The following is a 16,922-nucleotide window of genomic DNA, read 5'->3' as shown; positions in this document are numbered from 1 at the left end:
TATTATGAGTCAGGTTCGTTGTGCATTAACAATTGCCGGCACAGACCCGAGCGGTGGTGCTGGTATTCAGGCGGATTTAAAAACATTTCAAGAGTTAAAAACCTATGGTATGTCTGTAATTACTTCTGTTGTGGCCCAAAATACAACAGGAGTCCGTTCTGTTGAGCATATGCCTCTTTCTATGATTGAGGATCAACTGGATGCAGTCATTGAGGACATGCCAATTCATGCAGTGAAAACAGGAATGATTGCAAGTAAGCCAATGATGGAATTAATCGCTCAAAAATTAAGAAAGATTGATGCGCCATATGTGATGGACCCTGTTATGGTTGCGACCAGCGGTGACGCTTTAATTAATGAAGAGGCCCGCAGCTTTTTGCGGCAGTATCTTCTTCCTTTAACGACGGTTGTTACACCAAATATTCCAGAAGCAGAATTTCTGACCGGCTTATCTATTGCGTCTACAGAAGATATGAAAAATGCTGCAGAATATCTCGTTCACGAGTATGATGTTGATGCTGCCTTAGTTAAAGGTGGACATCTAAAAGGACAGGCTGTTGATTTTCTTTATGACGGCAAACAGATGCATAGCTACGCTGCTGATCGTATTGATACAAAGAATACGCATGGAACCGGCTGTACCTATGCTGCTGCCATTGCTGCTTATTTAGGTAAAGGTTATCCACTTTCAGAGGCGATAAAACACGCAAAAGCTTTTGTGACTGCAGCTATTTCCAAATCATTTGAGCTTGGAAAAGGGAATGGCCCGACGAACCACTGGGCAATCCGGGAAAATGCAGGAAGGGAGATTACACATGAATCCTGATATTATCCAGCAAGTCAGAAACAACACGCCTCTCATTCATCATTTAACCAATCAGGTTGTCATGAACTTTAGTGCTAACGGACTGCTTGCCTTTGGTGGCAGTCCTGTTATGGCAAAGGAATTAAGAGAAGCAGCAGATATGGCCAAAATTGCAGATGCACTTGTTTTAAATATTGGTACCATTTTAGAAAATGAAATTGAAGCAATGATTGCAGCAGGGAAAGCTGCCAATGAAAAGGGAATTCCTGTAGTTCTTGATCCTGTTGGCGCAGCTGCTACTTCTTTTCGGAAAGAAGTAATAGAAAGAATTTTACAAGATGTACGCCCAACAGTTATTAAAGGGAATGCAGGTGAAATTGCTTCCTTGGTTAATGCAGATATTCAAACACGGGGAGTGGATTCTATTGGGGAAGGAAATATAGATGATATTGCAGAAAAAGCCAGGAAACAATTTGATACTGCGATTGTAGTAACCGGAAAAACAGATGTTATCTATGCCGATCAGAAATTAATTTATAACCAGACTGGGCATCCGCTTCTCTCCAGTATTACCGGGGCGGGATGTTTATTAGGATCTGTTGTAGCAGCATGTCTGACTACTTCTTATCCAGTCGGGGAACAGCTCCGTACTGCACTCAGTTTCTACGGACTGGCCGCAGAGCATGCAGCAGAGCAGTCTCATGTGCAAGGACCGGGAACCTTTTTGCCAAGCTTTATGGATGCTTTATCCTTTACACCCAAGCAACTAAATGGAGGCACTGAAGATGGAATTTAATAGAGAACAATTAAGAAAATATTTTATTATGGGAAGCCAAAATTGTCACAGGGATCCTCACACTGTTTTAGAGGAGGCACTCACTGCAGGTATTACTTCATTTCAATTTCGGGAAAAAGGCACCGGCTCGTTAAATGGTGAGGAAAAGATTAAGCTGGGTAAAAGCTTGCGAGAGCAATGCCGAAAACATGATATTCCATTTTTTATTAATGATAATATTGAGCTGGCCGAGGAATTGGATGCAGACGGTATACATGTAGGGCAGGATGATATGCCTGTCAAGGAAGTCCGGGCTAAGTTCCCGGATAAAATCATTGGCCTGTCGATATCTACACCACAGGAGCTTGACCAAAGTCCGCTCGATTTAGTGGATTATATTGGCGTTGGACCAATTTTTGCAACTGCTACAAAAGAAGATGCAAAACAGGCTGTAGGCTTAGAATGGATTCATACTATCCGCTCGCAGTTTCCAGACATACCTGTTGTGGCAATAGGCGGTATCCAGACAGATAACGCAAGCTCTGTTATAGAAGCAGGTGCTGATGGCGTTTCCTTTATTACTGCTGTTACAGAAGCATATAATATTAAGGAAGCTGTAGATAAACTATAATCTGGCTAGAATTAATGAAGAAATCTACGCAAGCTTCGCCAAATTAGTTATTCCGCCCAATCTGTTTGTTATGAAGCGCAAATAATGCAGATGCCTCATATGCTATTAGGGAACATTAGCCTAATAGAGGAGGAAAATTATGAATTATTTTCAACCACCGCATCCAAACGGCGAGGAAAACAAACAGAATAACCTGCCCGGAAAGATGCTGAATAATTATTTTCAGCCGGCCCCACAGCATAATTATTCCAATGGATTCTTTGCAGGGGGTCCAGAAGGTGAAACTGGCGGCCCAGGGGGCTATTATCAGGAACAGCAGCCTGCTGATAATATACCGTACCAACATCAACATGAACAGCAAAACTTTCCATCCCAGGAGCGAATTGGCAACTTCCCCCCTGGCTTTCCAGGTGGAGGCGGGAATGAATCGCCTTTTCCAGAGTTTAATACAGATCAATTTATAGATAATATTTTCCCTGGTCCCCCGAACAACGCCGGGGGCGGAAATGGAGGTGCTCCTCCAAATTGGCCGCCAGCTCCGTCTTTTCCAAACTTTCCAGGAAGCGGCGGCAGTGGAGGAGATCCTGGACAGCAATCAGGCCCTGCAGAAATGGGCGGCATGAACAGCCAGCCTCCAATGGGACCGCCGCCAAACTTTGTACCGCAAAAACAACAGGTGCAGGCATTTGCTGTCGACCCTGGCGGGATCAGACATTGCATGTTCCGCTTCACTTATATTTGGCCAAATCGCGGCAACGGTTTTTGGGCCTTTCCGACATTCCTAGGCAGAAATTCTATTGCCGGATTCCGCTGGAATGGTTTTCGTTGGGTTTATTTTGGAATGGATTTAAATAGTATTGAATCCTTCCAATGTATGTAGCTATAAAAAGTAAATGAAATTAAAAACGAGCTGCTGAAAGCAAAATCTTTTCAGCAGCTCGTCTTATTTTAAATTTCTTCATTAATTATATTTCTTATCTTCTTTTTTACGCATCTCACGCTGCCAAATAAGCCCTTGTTCCAGCGCCATTTTCTTGGCAATCTTCGGTGCATTCCATAACGGTGGTAAAATCAATAACGATACTGGGACTGCCGTAATAACAATGGAATTTTGAATCGATGTAATACTATCTTCCCCGATTGTAAGAATAACTGCTGTGAAAGCTCCAAAAAGGACGGCCCATACTACACGCAGCCAGCGTGTGGGATTATCATGCCCTGTTAATGTTGCTGCCACTGTATAAGACATTGTATCTGCTGTTGTTGCAACAAAGATAATAGATACAAGCAGGAAAGCAACTCCCATTACTGTGCCTAAAGGAAGCTGATCAGTAATTGCCATAACTGCAGCTGGCATTCCGCCATCAGTTAATGCGTCAGAAACAGAACCCGGTTTTTCTATTTCAAAGAAAACTCCTGTTCCACCGACAATGGAGAACCAGAAATTTGTTACAAGCGGTGCTACTACGGAAACTGCAATAACAAGCTCACGAATGGTTCTTCCTCTGGAGATACGGCTGATAAATACGATAAGCATCGGTGCATAGCCGATAAACCAAGCCCAAAAGAAAATCGTCCATCCTGCCAGCCATTCTCCATCTCCACGATAGAACATCATTTCAAACATATTTTGAATATGGACTCCTGTACCGCCGACAAACCCATCAATAATAAATGCGGTAGGTCCAATAATAAATACAATAATAGCTAAAAGAATTGTAAATTGAACATTCCAGTTACTTAAATGGTAGATTCCTCTATCCACTCCGGTAGCTGCTGAAATTGCTGCTACAGTAACCAGAACAATAACAACGATAATGCTTATTGTTAACGTATCCGGTATGCCAAACAAATGGTTTAATCCATAAGATATCTGCAAACCTAAAAACCCAAGCGGCCCCAATGTTCCTGCTGCTGTTGCAATAATAGAAAAGGAATCAGCCAACGTTCCAATTGCACTTTTTTCAAATATTTTATCTCCAAAAATAGGATATAACAATCCCCGCGGCTTTAAAGGATAGCCCTTTTGATAATGCACATACATCATTACAACAACTGCAAGTGTACCAAGAATTGCCCATGCAAGGAATCCCCAATGCATAAAGGCTTGAGCAAATGCTCCCTCTATATTATTAAATTCTCCTCCACCAAAAAGAGGCGGTGTAGACATAAAATGGTACATTGGCTCTGCTGCAGCCCAGAAGACTCCCCCACTAGCCAATAAAGTTACTAATATCATACATACCCAGCCAAAATAGCTATATTTTGGTTTATCCTGGTTTCCCAATTTTACTTTTCCATACTTTGAAAATGCCAGACCTAAGCCGATGGCAAAATTAAGGAATAAGAGTATTTGCCAATAAGCTCCAAACCAATCAGCAGAATAATTAAATAAGGTGTTTACTGCATTATCCACCATATCACTGTTAATCAGCGACAGGATAATAAATAAAACTAAAAATCCTCCACTGATATAAAAAACTGGCCAATCTAAACCTTTTCCTTTTTTTGACTTCACACTTTACCTCCTGATTAATGTAAGCGTCCAAAATATCATAAAACGTTATTTACAGACCTTTTTTGGATGAAAGCATTTTTCAGATAAATGCTTTCATCCTCTCACTTGTTTTATTTGCACATGTCTATTTATTATAGTTATATGCTTTATACAATACAACTTATAATTTAGAGATGTATTCAACGAATAGCTTTGAATATAGAAGTATTTCCCTTATTAAATATTCCTAAACCCTTCTCATCCCCGAAAATAAAAAAATCTCGCCCAATTTAGCAAGATTTTTTCTCAGTCTATGTTATTCACCTTTTCAAAGCTTAAGAATTAATAATTTTATCAACTGTTTCTTCTACTTCATCTCTGGACATTTTTTCCTTACCGCTCTTCAAAGCATTTAATGTTTTATGTGCCAGTGCTAACGGTATCCGGCAGAAAAGCAGAATATTTTTGGTAGAGATTTGTGTCATATATTCATCAGCTTTTTGCAAATTCGCCTCTGCATAAGCAAACATTTCCTTCTTAGACCAGTCATTCGGAAAGAAGCCGACACCTCTTTCAGCATCTTCATCAATATTTCGTAATATATTCACAGCCTGTAAACCCCGTCCATAGCCGATAGCCAGATCGCGGTCTGTTTCGGTGCCATCATACCAGTTCCAAATATCAGACAGCATTACACCGACGAGACCTGCTACATAATATGTATACTCATCTAAATCCTCTTTCGTCTTTACTTCCCAATCTTTCCCAACCCATTTAGCCATTCCTTCTGCCATTTCACTTGTAGAGTCCTTTACTTTTTGCTGAATATCCTCCGGGCAAAATTCAATCCAGTCAGCTAAGCGCAATGTCACTTCCGGAAGTTCCTTTTCATACGGTGCTACGAGCTGATGATAAGCCTCGCGGTTAAATACATCTTCCTTTAATAAATGGCTTGTCTCATTCAATAAATGCTGTTTTACTTCTGCATCCATTTCTTCATGGTCTTCCATTTCATCAACAGCGCGCATGCAGAGGTAAGCTGAACCAACTGTTTTCCGCAACGTTTTGTTCAACAGTTTAATGGGGATATAAAATGTTCTGCTCGTCTGTTTCAAAACCTTCATTGCATCTTTTTCTAATGTTGCTTTGTTACTCACCCAAAACTCCTCCTTATTTCATGCGTTATTACAAGTATAACAAACAAGTGCCTTTTTTTCCTTTAAAAGTGTTGAATTCTCATTAATTTTCACATAAAGTTCTTGTGCTATCCTTTTTTTAAAGCTACTATGGTAGATAGTGTTTTTTATCACTCAAATGTTAATAACAGGATAACTATAGATAAGGCGTGTTGTTTTATGAATAAAAGTGTATATTTACTGATGACCATTTCATTTGTTGTCGGAATGGTTGAATTAATTATTGGCGGTATTCTCGATTTAGTTGCGGATGATCTCGGTGTGTCACTAGGAAAAGCTGGTTTATTAATTACTATTTTCTCTCTTGTTTTCGCTATTGCTTCTCCTATTCTGCTTTATTTAACGGCATCTGTTGAACGAAAAAAACTGACCATTATTTCTTTAGTCTTCTTTTTGCTTGGAAATATTCTTGCTGTTTTTAGTTTGAACTATACGATGATTTTTATTAGTCGAATAATTTCTGCAGCAAGCGCTTCTTTACTAATTGTACTTTGTGTAATGATGGCATCCTCCATTGTTAAGCCTGCTTACAGGGGACGCGCTATCGGCATAGTCAGTATGGGAGTAAGCGGATCTCTTGTTTTCGGAATTCCATTTGGCTTAATCCTTGGAGAGTCGTTTGGCTGGCGTGCCCCGTTTGTACTTATTTCTTTCTTAACGGTTGCTTCAATTATATTTGTTCATTACTTTATGCAGCGCATTCCTTCTACGGAAAAGCCTCTGCCACTGACAACACAGTTAAAAATGATCCGGAACCCAAAGATTCTTTTTATATTATTGACTACTTTCTTTGTCCTGGCCGGTCACACAACATTATATGGCTACCTGAATCCATTTGTAAAAGACTTTATGGAATTAGATGGCATTTGGTTAAGTGCAGTTTATCTGATTTTTGGTATTTCTGCTGTAAGCGGAGGCGGGGCAGGCGGAACATTGTCCGATTTATTCGGTCCGAAACGAACCATTCTCAGTGCCATTATCTTGTTTGTGGCTACCATATTAATTATTCCTGTTTCGTCGTTCCATGTTGTCTTATTCCTTGTTGTACTTATACTATGGGGTATGCTCAGCTGGGCGGTCTCGCCACCTGTTCAAAGCTATTTAATTGAGACCTCACCGCAAAATTCAAGTATCCTCGTCAGCTTAAATAACTCTGCTTTACATTTAGGTATAGCAGTCGGTTCATTTGCAGGTAGTATTGTCATTGAGCAGTCAAGTGTAGATAAAAATGCATATGTAGGCGGAGCAATTGTCTTTTTAGGGTTAATTACAGCCCTGATCGCATTAAAAGGATATAAACGGCCGAAAGTGACAGTTGATTGATTGAATAATAAACTGCATGGAATTACTTATTTCCATGCAGTTTTAACATTCCTTGATTCAAAAAGTCCTCTAATCACGTACACGACGTTTTATTCTTCTTATCAGTGGAGACCTTCTCTTTTTTGGTAAAGGATTTCCTGTAAATCATAATAGGAAGCATCCCGAGAATGAAACCTGCCAAACCAAAAACTTCTACCCTGTCAACACTATAGCCAATGATGATACCCAATCCTAAACAGAAAATAAATAACGCTCCGAGATGATAGATTCGCATATCCTCTATCCCCTTTTTTCCTATTATATGAAGAAAACATGTAAAGGTACGTAACTATTTAAAAGGCTTACTACCATTTCTCCCTTCATCATATAAATATCTTTTAAAATTCCGCTATTTTTTATAATTACTTTATTGTTGCATTTTTGATAACGGTTACAACTCTGAATCCCGATGTATTCTAAAAATTCGCTATTGCCTTACTTCCCTTTTCATGTTTAAATAAATTCAATATACATTAGGAAGCGTAGAGGTGGTTAGATGGAAGAGAAGGTTTCTGTAGGATTATTAGGCCTCGGTGTCGTTGGGTCAGGTGTTATTCATCTGATTGAAGATCACCAGGAAAAATTAGCGCATCAATTGGGCTGTGAAGTTAAAGTTGTTAAAGCGCTTGTACGTGATATAGAAAAGGCAAGAAATATTGATGTGAACCAGGAAATTTTAACAACAAATCCCGATGATGTTCTTGAAAATCCAGCTATTGATCTTGTTATTGAAGTAATGGGCGGGATTGATCATACAAGAGAATATATTTTAAAAGCTTTTTCTAATAAAAAACATGTTGTATCAGCTAACAAAGATCTGGTAGCGGTTCATGGTCCTGAGTTACAGGAAGCCGCAGTAAAAAATAAATGTGACTTTTATTATGAAGCAAGTGTTGCCGGCGGTATTCCTATACTACGAGGTATTAATGAAGGATTATCCTCCGACCACATTCAAAAAATAATGGGGATTGTCAATGGGACAACCAACTATATTTTAACAAAAATGGATGAAGAAGGCGTAAGCTACGAGGATGCTCTTGCGGAAGCACAGCGTCTTGGTTTTGCCGAAGCAGACCCGACATCTGATGTCGAAGGCTTGGATGCAGCCCGGAAAATGGCTATTCTTGGCCGCTTGGCATTCTCTACTCCTGTCGATTTACAGGATGTTGATGTAAAAGGAATTCATGGTATTGAATTAAAAGATCTCCGTTATGCTTCGCAGCTGGGGTATACGATGAAGCTTATCGGGTTCGCCAACTTTTTTGACCAGGAGTTAGAAATAAGTGTGCAGCCAACTTTACTGGCAAAAAACCACCCGCTGGCAAGCGTTAAAAATGAATACAATGCCGTTTATGTTTACGGTGAAGCAGTTGGTGAAACCATGTTCTATGGCCCTGGTGCCGGCAGTCTCCCGACAGCAACAGCGATTTTATCCGATGTTGTTGCAGCGATTAAAGCCATGCGTCTTGGCGTATCAGGAAAGCAGTTAAATGACATGCAATTTCCAAAAACATTACTTCCAAAAGATAAGCAGCATGGTCAATATTATGTCCGCCTATGTGTGGAAGACAAGACTGGTGTGTTCTCAGAAATTTCATCGATTTTTCATTCACAGGACATCAGTTTCCAGCGAATTCTGCAGACACCAGTGGATGAGAAAGATTCTGCAGAAATTGTATTAGTTACACACGACACACCTTACTCTCAATTTGAACAAGTGCTGAATCAGCTGGAAGCATTTGATGCAGTGAATGAGATAAAGAGTTACTATAAAGTAGAAGGAGATGCGTAAGATGGCTTGGAAAGGGTTAATTGAAGAATATCGTGACTTACTTCCTGTTACAGATAAAACACCCGCTTTATCATTATTAGAAGGAAATACTCCTCTTTTTCATTTTCCAAATCTATCAAAGGAACTGGGAATTGAATTATATGGGAAGTTTGAAGGCTTAAACCCGACCGGGTCATTTAAAGATCGTGGAATGGTAATGGCTGTTGCCAAAGCAATAGAAGAAGGATCAGGATCTGTTATTTGTGCGTCTACCGGAAATACTTCTGCTGCAGCTGCAGCATATGCCGCCCGGGCTGGAATCCGAGCAATTATTGTTATTCCAAAAGGAAAAGTCGCACTAGGGAAGCTTGCTCAGGCTGTTATGTACGGAGCTGAAATCGTTGAGATTGAAGGTAACTTTGATCAGGCGCTCCAGCTCGTTCGTAAAATCAGTGAGAAATCACCAATTACTCTAGTAAACTCTGTAAACCCATATCGTTTGGAAGGTCAAAAAACAGCAGCATTTGAGGTTTGTGATCAGTTAGGAGAAACTCCTGATATTCTGGCAATTCCTGTTGGCAATGCGGGAAACATCAGTGCCTACTGGAAAGGCTTTAAAGAATACAGTGCATCAAAAGGAACAGCTCTTCCAAAAATGTTTGGTTTTGAAGCAGAAGGTGCAGCAGCAATTGTCAGAAATAAAGTTGTTGAAGAGCCGGAAACAGTAGCAACGGCGATTCGAATCGGAAATCCTGCCAGCTGGGATTTAGCTGTCCAGGCCAGAGAAGAATCAGGTGGAATGATTGGCTCTGTCACAGATGACGAGATTATTTCTGCTTTCAAACTTCTACCACGCAAAGAAGGTGTTTTTGCAGAGCCGGGCTCAGCTGCTTCTATTGCAGGTGTTATCCAGCAGGTGAAAGCAGGTAAAATCGCTGAAGGCAGCAAAGTTGTTGCCGTGTTAACCGGTAATGGATTAAAAGATCCGCAAACTGCTATTGATCAGTTAACCATTGATCCTGTCACACTTCCAAATGATGAAGATGCTATTCTTGAATATTTAGAGAAGATGATTACATCATGATGCCGTTCCGCATTTCTGTACCTGCAAGCAGTGCTAATCTTGGCCCTGGTTTCGATTCCATGGGCCTTGCATTAGGCTTGTATATTCATTTAGACGTAGAGAGTGCAGATCATCATGCATTTTTTGCACATGGTTCTGAGGAGTCAGAGGAAAATCATTTTATCTGGAATATTACGGAACAGGTGGCTGAACGATACGGGGTAAGCTTACCTCCTTGTAAAGTGCAGGAAACTAGTGAAATTCCACTGGCCAGGGGACTCGGAAGCAGTGCCTCCGCAATCGTCGCAGGAATTGAGCTCGCTAATCAGATTGGCAATTTGCAATTAACAGATGTACAGAAACTGGCGTTTGGAACGGAAATAGAAGGGCATCCAGATAATATTGCACCTGCTTTATTTGGAGGATTAACAATTTCCACAATGCTTGAGGATGATATTCCATCTGTCCGATTAAATGACATCGAGTTAGATTTAATTGCATATATCCCTGAAATCGAACTGAAAACCGAGATTGCCAGAGATTGTCTGCCAGATACATATGAACGAAATTACGCAGCAAGAGCCAGTGCGATGAGCAATCTGGTTGTAGCTGCACTCTACTCCAAAGACTATGCTTTGTTTGGAAAGATGCTTGAGAATGATTTATTTCACGAGCCTTTCCGTAAATCACTTATCCCCAATTTTAATATTATCCGTAAAAAAGCAAAAGAAGCCGGAGCATATGGCACAGCCCTAAGCGGTGCGGGCCCAACGATGCTTTCTTTTCTACCGAAAGGAAATGGGGAAAAAGTTAAGAATGAGATGACAAAGCAGCTTGAGGGTTATCAAGTAAAGCTTTTAGAGATTGATACAAAAGGGGTTTCTATTTCCTAGGATATATAAAAGACAAAAATGTGCAAGAGTTTATGGGAGACTCTTGCACATTTTTTAAATAATTTCATTATAGATTTGACCATTATTATTTCGAATATCTATGATTTTCAAGCGGTTATCATTTTTAACAAAGATGGTTTTATAATATTTTTCCCCATCAATTTCATAAAACATCACGCGGGTTCCCTTGTTGTCTGTTTCAACAAGCACATCATAATCGCCTTCCTCTATCTGCTGCTCGATAACCTCCTGTTCTTCATATTCATAGGTATCTTCATCCGCCACCAGATCTGAATCGTTGTTTTCCTCTTCCTCTAAAGTATCCTGCGACTCTTCAGGCACTTCTTCCGTAGATCTATTAGAAGGATGTTCTTCTGTTGCTACATCATTTGTTTCTGATTGACAAGCACTGATAATTAGTAAAATAATCAGAAGCCCTGCTATTTTTAAAATGTTTTTCATTTTCCTACCTGCCTTTCCATCACGACATACTGAATTATAACAAATATTGCTATTACCTTTATTCCATAAACATAGGTGATTCTACAGGAGAAAATTCAAAACGTCAAGGTTTCAATGTAATGATAAATAAAAAAGAGACAGATAAAACAAGCTTCCCATCTGTCTCTGCATAATTTTTTATTGTTCTATATAGACATCTTTTAACAGCAAGTATTTTGTAGGAAGCATTTCTAAATTCTTCACTGAATTATTCACAGCCATTAAATAATCCTTATGCATTATATAAAGCATTGGCGCTTCCTCAACAAGTAATTCCTGCGCTTCCTCATAGATATTAAACCGTTCTTCCTCATCCAGCTCCTGAAGTCCTGCAACTAATAATTCATCTAGTTCTTCATTTTCTATAAAGAAACGGTTGCCGGCAGAGCCATGATTATCTGAATGGAACAGCGGTCTTAAGCCTGCATCAGCATCTCCTGTACCTGTTGACCAGCCCATAAGAAACATCTCATGCTCCCCGTTATTAATTTTTTCCTGATAAGAACCCCACTCAAACATTTCAATGCTTACTTCTATTCCGATTTCTTTTAACTGTGCTTGAATATTAGTAGCAATATCAGTACGCTCACGAGTTTCATTGGTCCAAAGCGTTGTTGAAAATCCATCTGGATACCCAGATTCTTCCAGAAGTTCTTTAGCGGCATCAACATCATATTCCAGCCCTGTTAATCCCTCTGCCGAGCCAACAACATCCGGTGCTAATGGCCCTGCAGCTTCCTGGGCATAGCCATTTGCAACACCATCAATAATCTGTCCTTTATCTACAGCCATAGAAATAGCCTGCCGGACTCTTTTATCACTAAATGGTTCCTTATTCATATTAAATCCTAAAAAGTCTAACGAAACACTGCTTTGCTGGTATACCTCTAAATTTTCTTCCTGCTCAATCTGATCAATATCTGAAGAGCTGAGCGGATTTGAAATATGTGATTCTCCAGCATGTAATTCAGCAATTCTTGTCAGATCCTCCGGTACAACCTTAAAGGTCACCGAATCTAACTTAGCTTCTCCATCCCAATAGTCTTCATTTTTTATTATTCGGATATATTGACCCGTCTGCCATTCATCAAATTTAAAATAACCTGTTCCTATCGGATTTGCATTAATAACAGATCCTGGACTCTCACCATCCTCCATTGCAGCATAATCTTCCTCAATTTGCTTTGGTGAGATCATTGCCCCTATGGAGTGCGCCAAATGGGCTGGTAAACCAAGAATTGGATATTCAGTTTTAATTTGCACCGTATAATCATCCACCGGTTCAATCTCTTCAATCATTTCAATTAAATAAGAAGCTGGAGCTCCAACCTCAGGGTCTAAGGAACGCTCCAGATTTGCCTTCACTGCTTCTGCATTGAAAGGCTCTCCATCATGGAAGGTGACACCTTCCTGAAGCTTGAACTCCCACGTCGTGTCATCAACAGTGTCCCATTCTGTTGCCAAACTTGGCTGCAAATTCATCTCTTGATCATATTTAACTAATTTTTCAAAAATATTATATTGCACATCAAACGACGGTACATCATTTGCTCCGGCAGGATCTAAGGAAACAGCATCAGAAACTGTAGCAATAACAAGGTCTCCTCCTGACTGCTCTCCGCCATCGCCAGATGTATTTCCTTCTGACTCATCCGGTTCACTGGCACAGGCAGCTAATACCAGCATACTTAGTGCAATAATAAGCATGCTCCACAAATTATTTTTTCTCTTCATATACTCATCCTCTCTATAATATAAATTCTCTTGCTCAAATCTTGCCTAAAAAAGATAGAGCTGCTGCTATAAATCAGCAGCTGCTCTTATTTTAAAATCAAATATTTTCTGTTGCCTTCAATATACTTTATTGCTCTAAATACACATCTTTTAACAATAGCATTTTTGTAGGCAGCATTTTTAAGTTTTGAACCTCTGTTCTTTCAGCAAGAAGGTAATCCTTATGCATAATGTAGACCATAGGTGCTTCATCAATTAGTAATTCCTGTGCTTCTTTATAGATTTCTAATCGCTTCTCTTCATCTACTTCCTGGCGTCCTGCATCCAATAGTTCATCTAAGTCGTCATTTTGTAAGAATGTGCGGTTGCCGGGAGGTCCCAGATTATCCGAATGGAATAACGGTGCTAAACCAAGATCAGCATCTGCTGTACTGTTTGACCAGCCCAAAATAAACATATCGTGATCGCCGTTACCAATCTGTTCAAGATACGCGCCCCACTCCATCATTTCAATACTGACATCAATCCCGATTTCTTTTAACTGCGCTTGAGCATTCGTAGCAATATCTGCGCGCTCCCGCGTTTCATTCGTCCAAAGCGTTGTTGAGAACCCATCAGGATATCCCGCTTCTGCTAAAAGCTCTTTTGCAGCATCAACATCATATTCTAATCCTTTTATACTTTCATCATAACCAAATACACCAGGAGAAAGCGGTCCTTCCGCCTCTAACGCATATCCATTTACAACACCATCAAGAATTTGTCCTTTATCTAATGCCATGGATATTGCCTGACGGACACGTTTATCATCAAATGGTTCTTTTTGTGTATTAAATCCGATATAGTCTAGAGACACACTGCTTTGCTGGTACATTTCCAAATCTTCAGATTGTTCGACCTGACCGATGTCTGAAGAGCTTAACGGGTTAGAAACATGCGAATCTCCCGTCTGTAATTCTGCCAATCTTGTTAAATCTTCAGGAACCACTTTAAACGTTACAGAATCAAGTTTTGCTGCTCCATCCCAATAGTCTTCATTTTTTACAAGGCGAATATATTGACCAGATGCCCACTCGTCAAATGTAAAATAACCTGTACCAATTGGATGTGCATTAATAACAGATCCAGGATTTTCTCCATCCTCCATTGCCGCATAGTCTTCTTCAATCTGTTTCGGCGAAATCATAGCTCCCATAGGATGCCCTAAATTAGCCGGAAGACCTGGGAATGGGTACTCTGTTTTAATATGAACTGTATAGTCATCAACCACCTCAACATCTTCAACCATTTCAACCATGTTAGCAGTTGGATATCCTACATCAGGATCCATCATTCTCTCAATATTTACTTTTACTGCTTCTGCATTAAAGGGCTCGCCATCATGGAAGGTTACACCTTCCTGCAGCTTGAATTCCCAAGTTGTATCATCAACCTGATTCCACTCTGTTGCCAGACTCGGAATTAAATTCATGTCTTCATCATGCTTTACCAGCTTTTCAAAAATGTTATACTGTACGTCAAACGAAGGTACATCATTTACTGCGCCCGGATCTAAAGAAACTGCATCTGAAATTGTGGCAATTACCAAATCTCCACCTTCCTGGGCTTGTCCACCATCTTCCGAGTTTCCTCCTGACTCATCTGGTTCACTTGCACAACCAGCCAACACTAAAGCTGCCATGATAATGCTCATAAAAAATGCTAAGTAAAACTTTTTCATGCTGTCTCCTCCTGTTATGTTAAATCTTCATTCCGTAAGACTCCTGATTTTTCTCTCACGGAATGAGCATTTTAACAAAATTTCCCGATGTATTATTTTAAATACTGATTCATAAACTCAACAATTTTTGTATTCATCAGAATGTGATTTTCCAATTTTTCTGTCTGATGTCCTTCATCATCAAATATAATCAGTTCAACATCCTTATTTTGTTTTTCTAAGTCACTTGTCAGCTGTTCTGCTTCAGATACTGGTACACGCGTATCGTTTCTTCCATGGAAAATAAGAAGCGGCACTTCTATCTTATCTGTATGATTTAATGGTGCAATTTCTTCAAAGAAGTCCACATCATTTTCCAATGAACCATACTCTTGTTCTCGCAGCCTTCTCCTCCAAGGACCCGTATTTTCCAAAAATGTACGGAAATGGCTGATACCTACAATATCAACAGCGGCAGCCCAAAGCTTTGGATAGTGTGTAATTGCTGCCAGCACCATAAATCCTCCATAGCTTCTTCCCATAATCCCTACATGGTCTTTATCTGCCTGATGATTTTCTATCAGGTCTTTAACAAGGTAATTCAAATCAGCAACAGAATCCATACGCTTACGGACATCATCTAATTGTACATATTCTCTACCGTATCCCATACTGCCGCGTACATTTGGAGTAGCAACTGCATAGCCTTGTGCAGCCAGAAATTGAATAACCGGATTGTATTCATTCCTTATTTGACTTTCCGGTCCGCCATGAACATGAATCATCACCGGCTGATTTGCATGCTTCTTGCCATATAGAAAATAAGGAACTTCCAATCCGTCAAAGGATGTAAATTGATGGAGCTCTGGTTCCACCCATTGCTTGGCAATCTCTGAATCCGGTGTCACATGTGTTAACCGGGTTGATTGATCTGCAGTAATTTCGACCTTCCATATGTCACCCGGAATGACAGCACTCGTTACGCCTGTCAATAATGCATCCTCATTTAGCCAGCCGAGAGATTGATAAACACCTGATGGAATACTCTCTATTATTTTCACGGAGTTATCTTCCAGATAATAAGCGGCTAATCGGGAACTTCCTCCTTTGTTCAAAGAGTAAGCAAGCTTTGTTTCATCCGGGGAAAGTTTTATTTCTTCAATATCCCATTGATCATCCTTAAAAAGATAATCAATCTGCTGCGGTGAATTAAGTGAAAAAGAAGCTATGGCTAATGTATTTCTACCTTCGTCTGTAACTAAATATCCTGCAGTTCCATCCTTTTTAATCTGGACAGAATGATATCGTGCAGGTATGTCTGCATTACCAATTAGTGTTGTCTCTCCTGACTCTATGTCTAAAATATGTAATTGGTTATCAATATTTGAGACTTTCACACTGATAATGAGACCATTTCCATTTTTCGTCCAGCATAGCGCCGTACAATTCGTATCCGTTTCATATACAGTTTGTTCTTCTCCTGTTTCCACATCACAAACAAAAATATCAAAATAACCCGGATGTCTGCGATTACTTGCAAAGGCGATCTTCTTTTCATCAGGCGACCATCCGCCAAATTCATGGAAATGATCTTTGGAAATCACTAAATCTTCTACCGTTTGTCCTCTATCCCTTGTTATATAAAACTGCTGTTTCTCATTCCCCTCAAAATCAGAAGCGATAATAGATTTCTTCCCCGATGGAGAATGATATACCTCCAGGACACGATCGGACATCGTTGTAAAAGCTTCTACTTCATTTTGTTTATTCAGCGTCCAGGCCTGAGGTCTGCCTGTAAGGTTAGCCAGGAAAGTAAATTCATCCGACCCGCCAATTTTTTGGGGATTGTATGCTCCCTTAGCAGTCAAATATTCCAGCAGAGCTGTCTCGTCTTTCTCTTGCATGTAATCCCTCCAATGTTGAATATTTAATCATTTTACTATACGATAAAGTAAAACTATTACAAGTCTACTTAAATTTGGCTATTATCTGAAT

At 39.9% G+C, this 16,922-nt stretch carries 15 protein-coding genes; 8 read left to right on the top strand and 7 right to left on the bottom strand.

Annotated elements, in window-relative coordinates:
* Positions 1 to 4: 4 nt before the first annotated feature.
* The 4 genes from thiD to OSO01_RS12880 all read left to right on the top strand — a co-directional run bounded on the left by thiD (position 5) and on the right by OSO01_RS12880 (position 3,091).
* Complete coding sequence (gene thiD / locus OSO01_RS12895; protein WP_147210854.1) at positions 5 to 826, top strand: bifunctional hydroxymethylpyrimidine kinase/phosphomethylpyrimidine kinase; 822 nt, start codon at positions 5 to 7, stop codon at positions 824 to 826.
* The gene (gene thiM, locus OSO01_RS12890) at positions 816 to 1,601 is read left to right on the top strand and encodes a hydroxyethylthiazole kinase (protein WP_147210853.1); all 786 of its coding nucleotides are present in this window, start codon (positions 816 to 818) and stop codon (positions 1,599 to 1,601) included. Before thiD ends, thiM begins: the two co-directional genes overlap by 11 nt.
* Positions 1,591 to 2,211, top strand: coding sequence for a thiamine phosphate synthase (gene thiE / locus OSO01_RS12885; protein ID WP_147210852.1), 621 nt, complete (start codon positions 1,591 to 1,593; stop codon positions 2,209 to 2,211). Before thiM ends, thiE begins: the two co-directional genes overlap by 11 nt.
* A 139-nt stretch (positions 2,212 to 2,350) precedes the next feature.
* The gene (locus OSO01_RS12880) at positions 2,351 to 3,091 is read left to right on the top strand and encodes a hypothetical protein (protein ID WP_147210851.1); all 741 of its coding nucleotides are present in this window, start codon (positions 2,351 to 2,353) and stop codon (positions 3,089 to 3,091) included.
* 81 nt (positions 3,092 to 3,172) lie between these two features.
* Here OSO01_RS12880 and OSO01_RS12875 read toward each other — a convergent pair whose 3' ends face one another.
* Positions 3,173 to 4,729, bottom strand: a complete 1,557-nt coding sequence (locus OSO01_RS12875) for a BCCT family transporter (RefSeq protein ID WP_147210850.1) — start codon at positions 4,727 to 4,729, stop codon at positions 3,173 to 3,175.
* 314 nt (positions 4,730 to 5,043) lie between these two features.
* Positions 5,044 to 5,865: a squalene/phytoene synthase family protein gene (locus OSO01_RS12870; RefSeq protein ID WP_147210849.1), complete on the bottom strand. Its 822-nt coding sequence runs from the start codon at positions 5,863 to 5,865 to the stop codon at positions 5,044 to 5,046.
* Positions 5,866 to 6,063: 198 nt separating this feature from the next.
* Here OSO01_RS12870 and OSO01_RS12865 point away from each other — a divergent pair, with 198 nt between their 5' ends.
* Positions 6,064 to 7,227, top strand: coding sequence for an MFS transporter (locus OSO01_RS12865; RefSeq protein ID WP_147210848.1), 1,164 nt, complete (start codon positions 6,064 to 6,066; stop codon positions 7,225 to 7,227).
* 73 nt (positions 7,228 to 7,300) lie between these two features.
* Here the strand turns inward: OSO01_RS12865 and OSO01_RS12860 are convergent, their stop codons facing one another.
* On the bottom strand, positions 7,301 to 7,501 hold the full coding sequence (locus tag OSO01_RS12860; RefSeq protein WP_147210847.1) for a hypothetical protein: 201 nt from the start codon (positions 7,499 to 7,501) through the stop codon (positions 7,301 to 7,303).
* Between the two features lie 261 nt (positions 7,502 to 7,762).
* Here OSO01_RS12860 and OSO01_RS12855 point away from each other — a divergent pair, with 261 nt between their 5' ends.
* The 3 genes from OSO01_RS12855 to thrB are packed head-to-tail and all read left to right on the top strand — an operon-like array spanning position 7,763 to position 10,993.
* On the top strand, positions 7,763 to 9,058 hold the full coding sequence (locus OSO01_RS12855; protein WP_147210846.1) for a homoserine dehydrogenase: 1,296 nt from the start codon (positions 7,763 to 7,765) through the stop codon (positions 9,056 to 9,058).
* Position 9,059: 1 nt separating this feature from the next.
* Positions 9,060 to 10,121, top strand: a complete 1,062-nt coding sequence (gene thrC / locus OSO01_RS12850) for a threonine synthase (RefSeq protein ID WP_147210845.1) — start codon at positions 9,060 to 9,062, stop codon at positions 10,119 to 10,121.
* Complete coding sequence (thrB, locus tag OSO01_RS12845; protein ID WP_147210844.1) at positions 10,118 to 10,993, top strand: homoserine kinase; 876 nt, start codon at positions 10,118 to 10,120, stop codon at positions 10,991 to 10,993. The genes thrC and thrB overlap by 4 nt, the downstream gene beginning before the upstream one ends.
* Before the next feature lie 54 nt (positions 10,994 to 11,047).
* Here the strand turns inward: thrB and OSO01_RS12840 are convergent, their stop codons facing one another.
* From OSO01_RS12840 to OSO01_RS12825, 4 genes are all read right to left on the bottom strand, one after another.
* Complete coding sequence (locus OSO01_RS12840; protein WP_147210843.1) at positions 11,048 to 11,455, bottom strand: hypothetical protein; 408 nt, start codon at positions 11,453 to 11,455, stop codon at positions 11,048 to 11,050.
* Between the two features lie 177 nt (positions 11,456 to 11,632).
* Positions 11,633 to 13,228, bottom strand: coding sequence for a glutathione ABC transporter substrate-binding protein (locus tag OSO01_RS12835; RefSeq protein WP_147210842.1), 1,596 nt, complete (start codon positions 13,226 to 13,228; stop codon positions 11,633 to 11,635).
* A 127-nt stretch (positions 13,229 to 13,355) separates the two neighbouring features.
* Entirely contained in the window at positions 13,356 to 14,948 is a 1,593-nt protein-coding gene (locus OSO01_RS12830) for a glutathione ABC transporter substrate-binding protein (protein WP_147210841.1), read from the bottom strand.
* Positions 14,949 to 15,040: 92 nt separating this feature from the next.
* Positions 15,041 to 16,831: an alpha/beta hydrolase family protein gene (locus tag OSO01_RS12825; protein ID WP_147210840.1), complete on the bottom strand. Its 1,791-nt coding sequence runs from the start codon at positions 16,829 to 16,831 to the stop codon at positions 15,041 to 15,043.
* Positions 16,832 to 16,922: the final 91 nt, after the last annotated feature.

The sequence above is a fragment of the Oceanobacillus sojae genome (assembly GCF_007991515.1).
In the GTDB taxonomy this organism is placed as follows: Bacteria; Bacillota; Bacilli; order Bacillales; family Amphibacillaceae; genus Oceanobacillus; species Oceanobacillus sojae.
The sequence above is the reverse complement of the archived record's forward strand: the minus strand, read 5'-3'. Positions and strand labels throughout refer to the sequence as shown.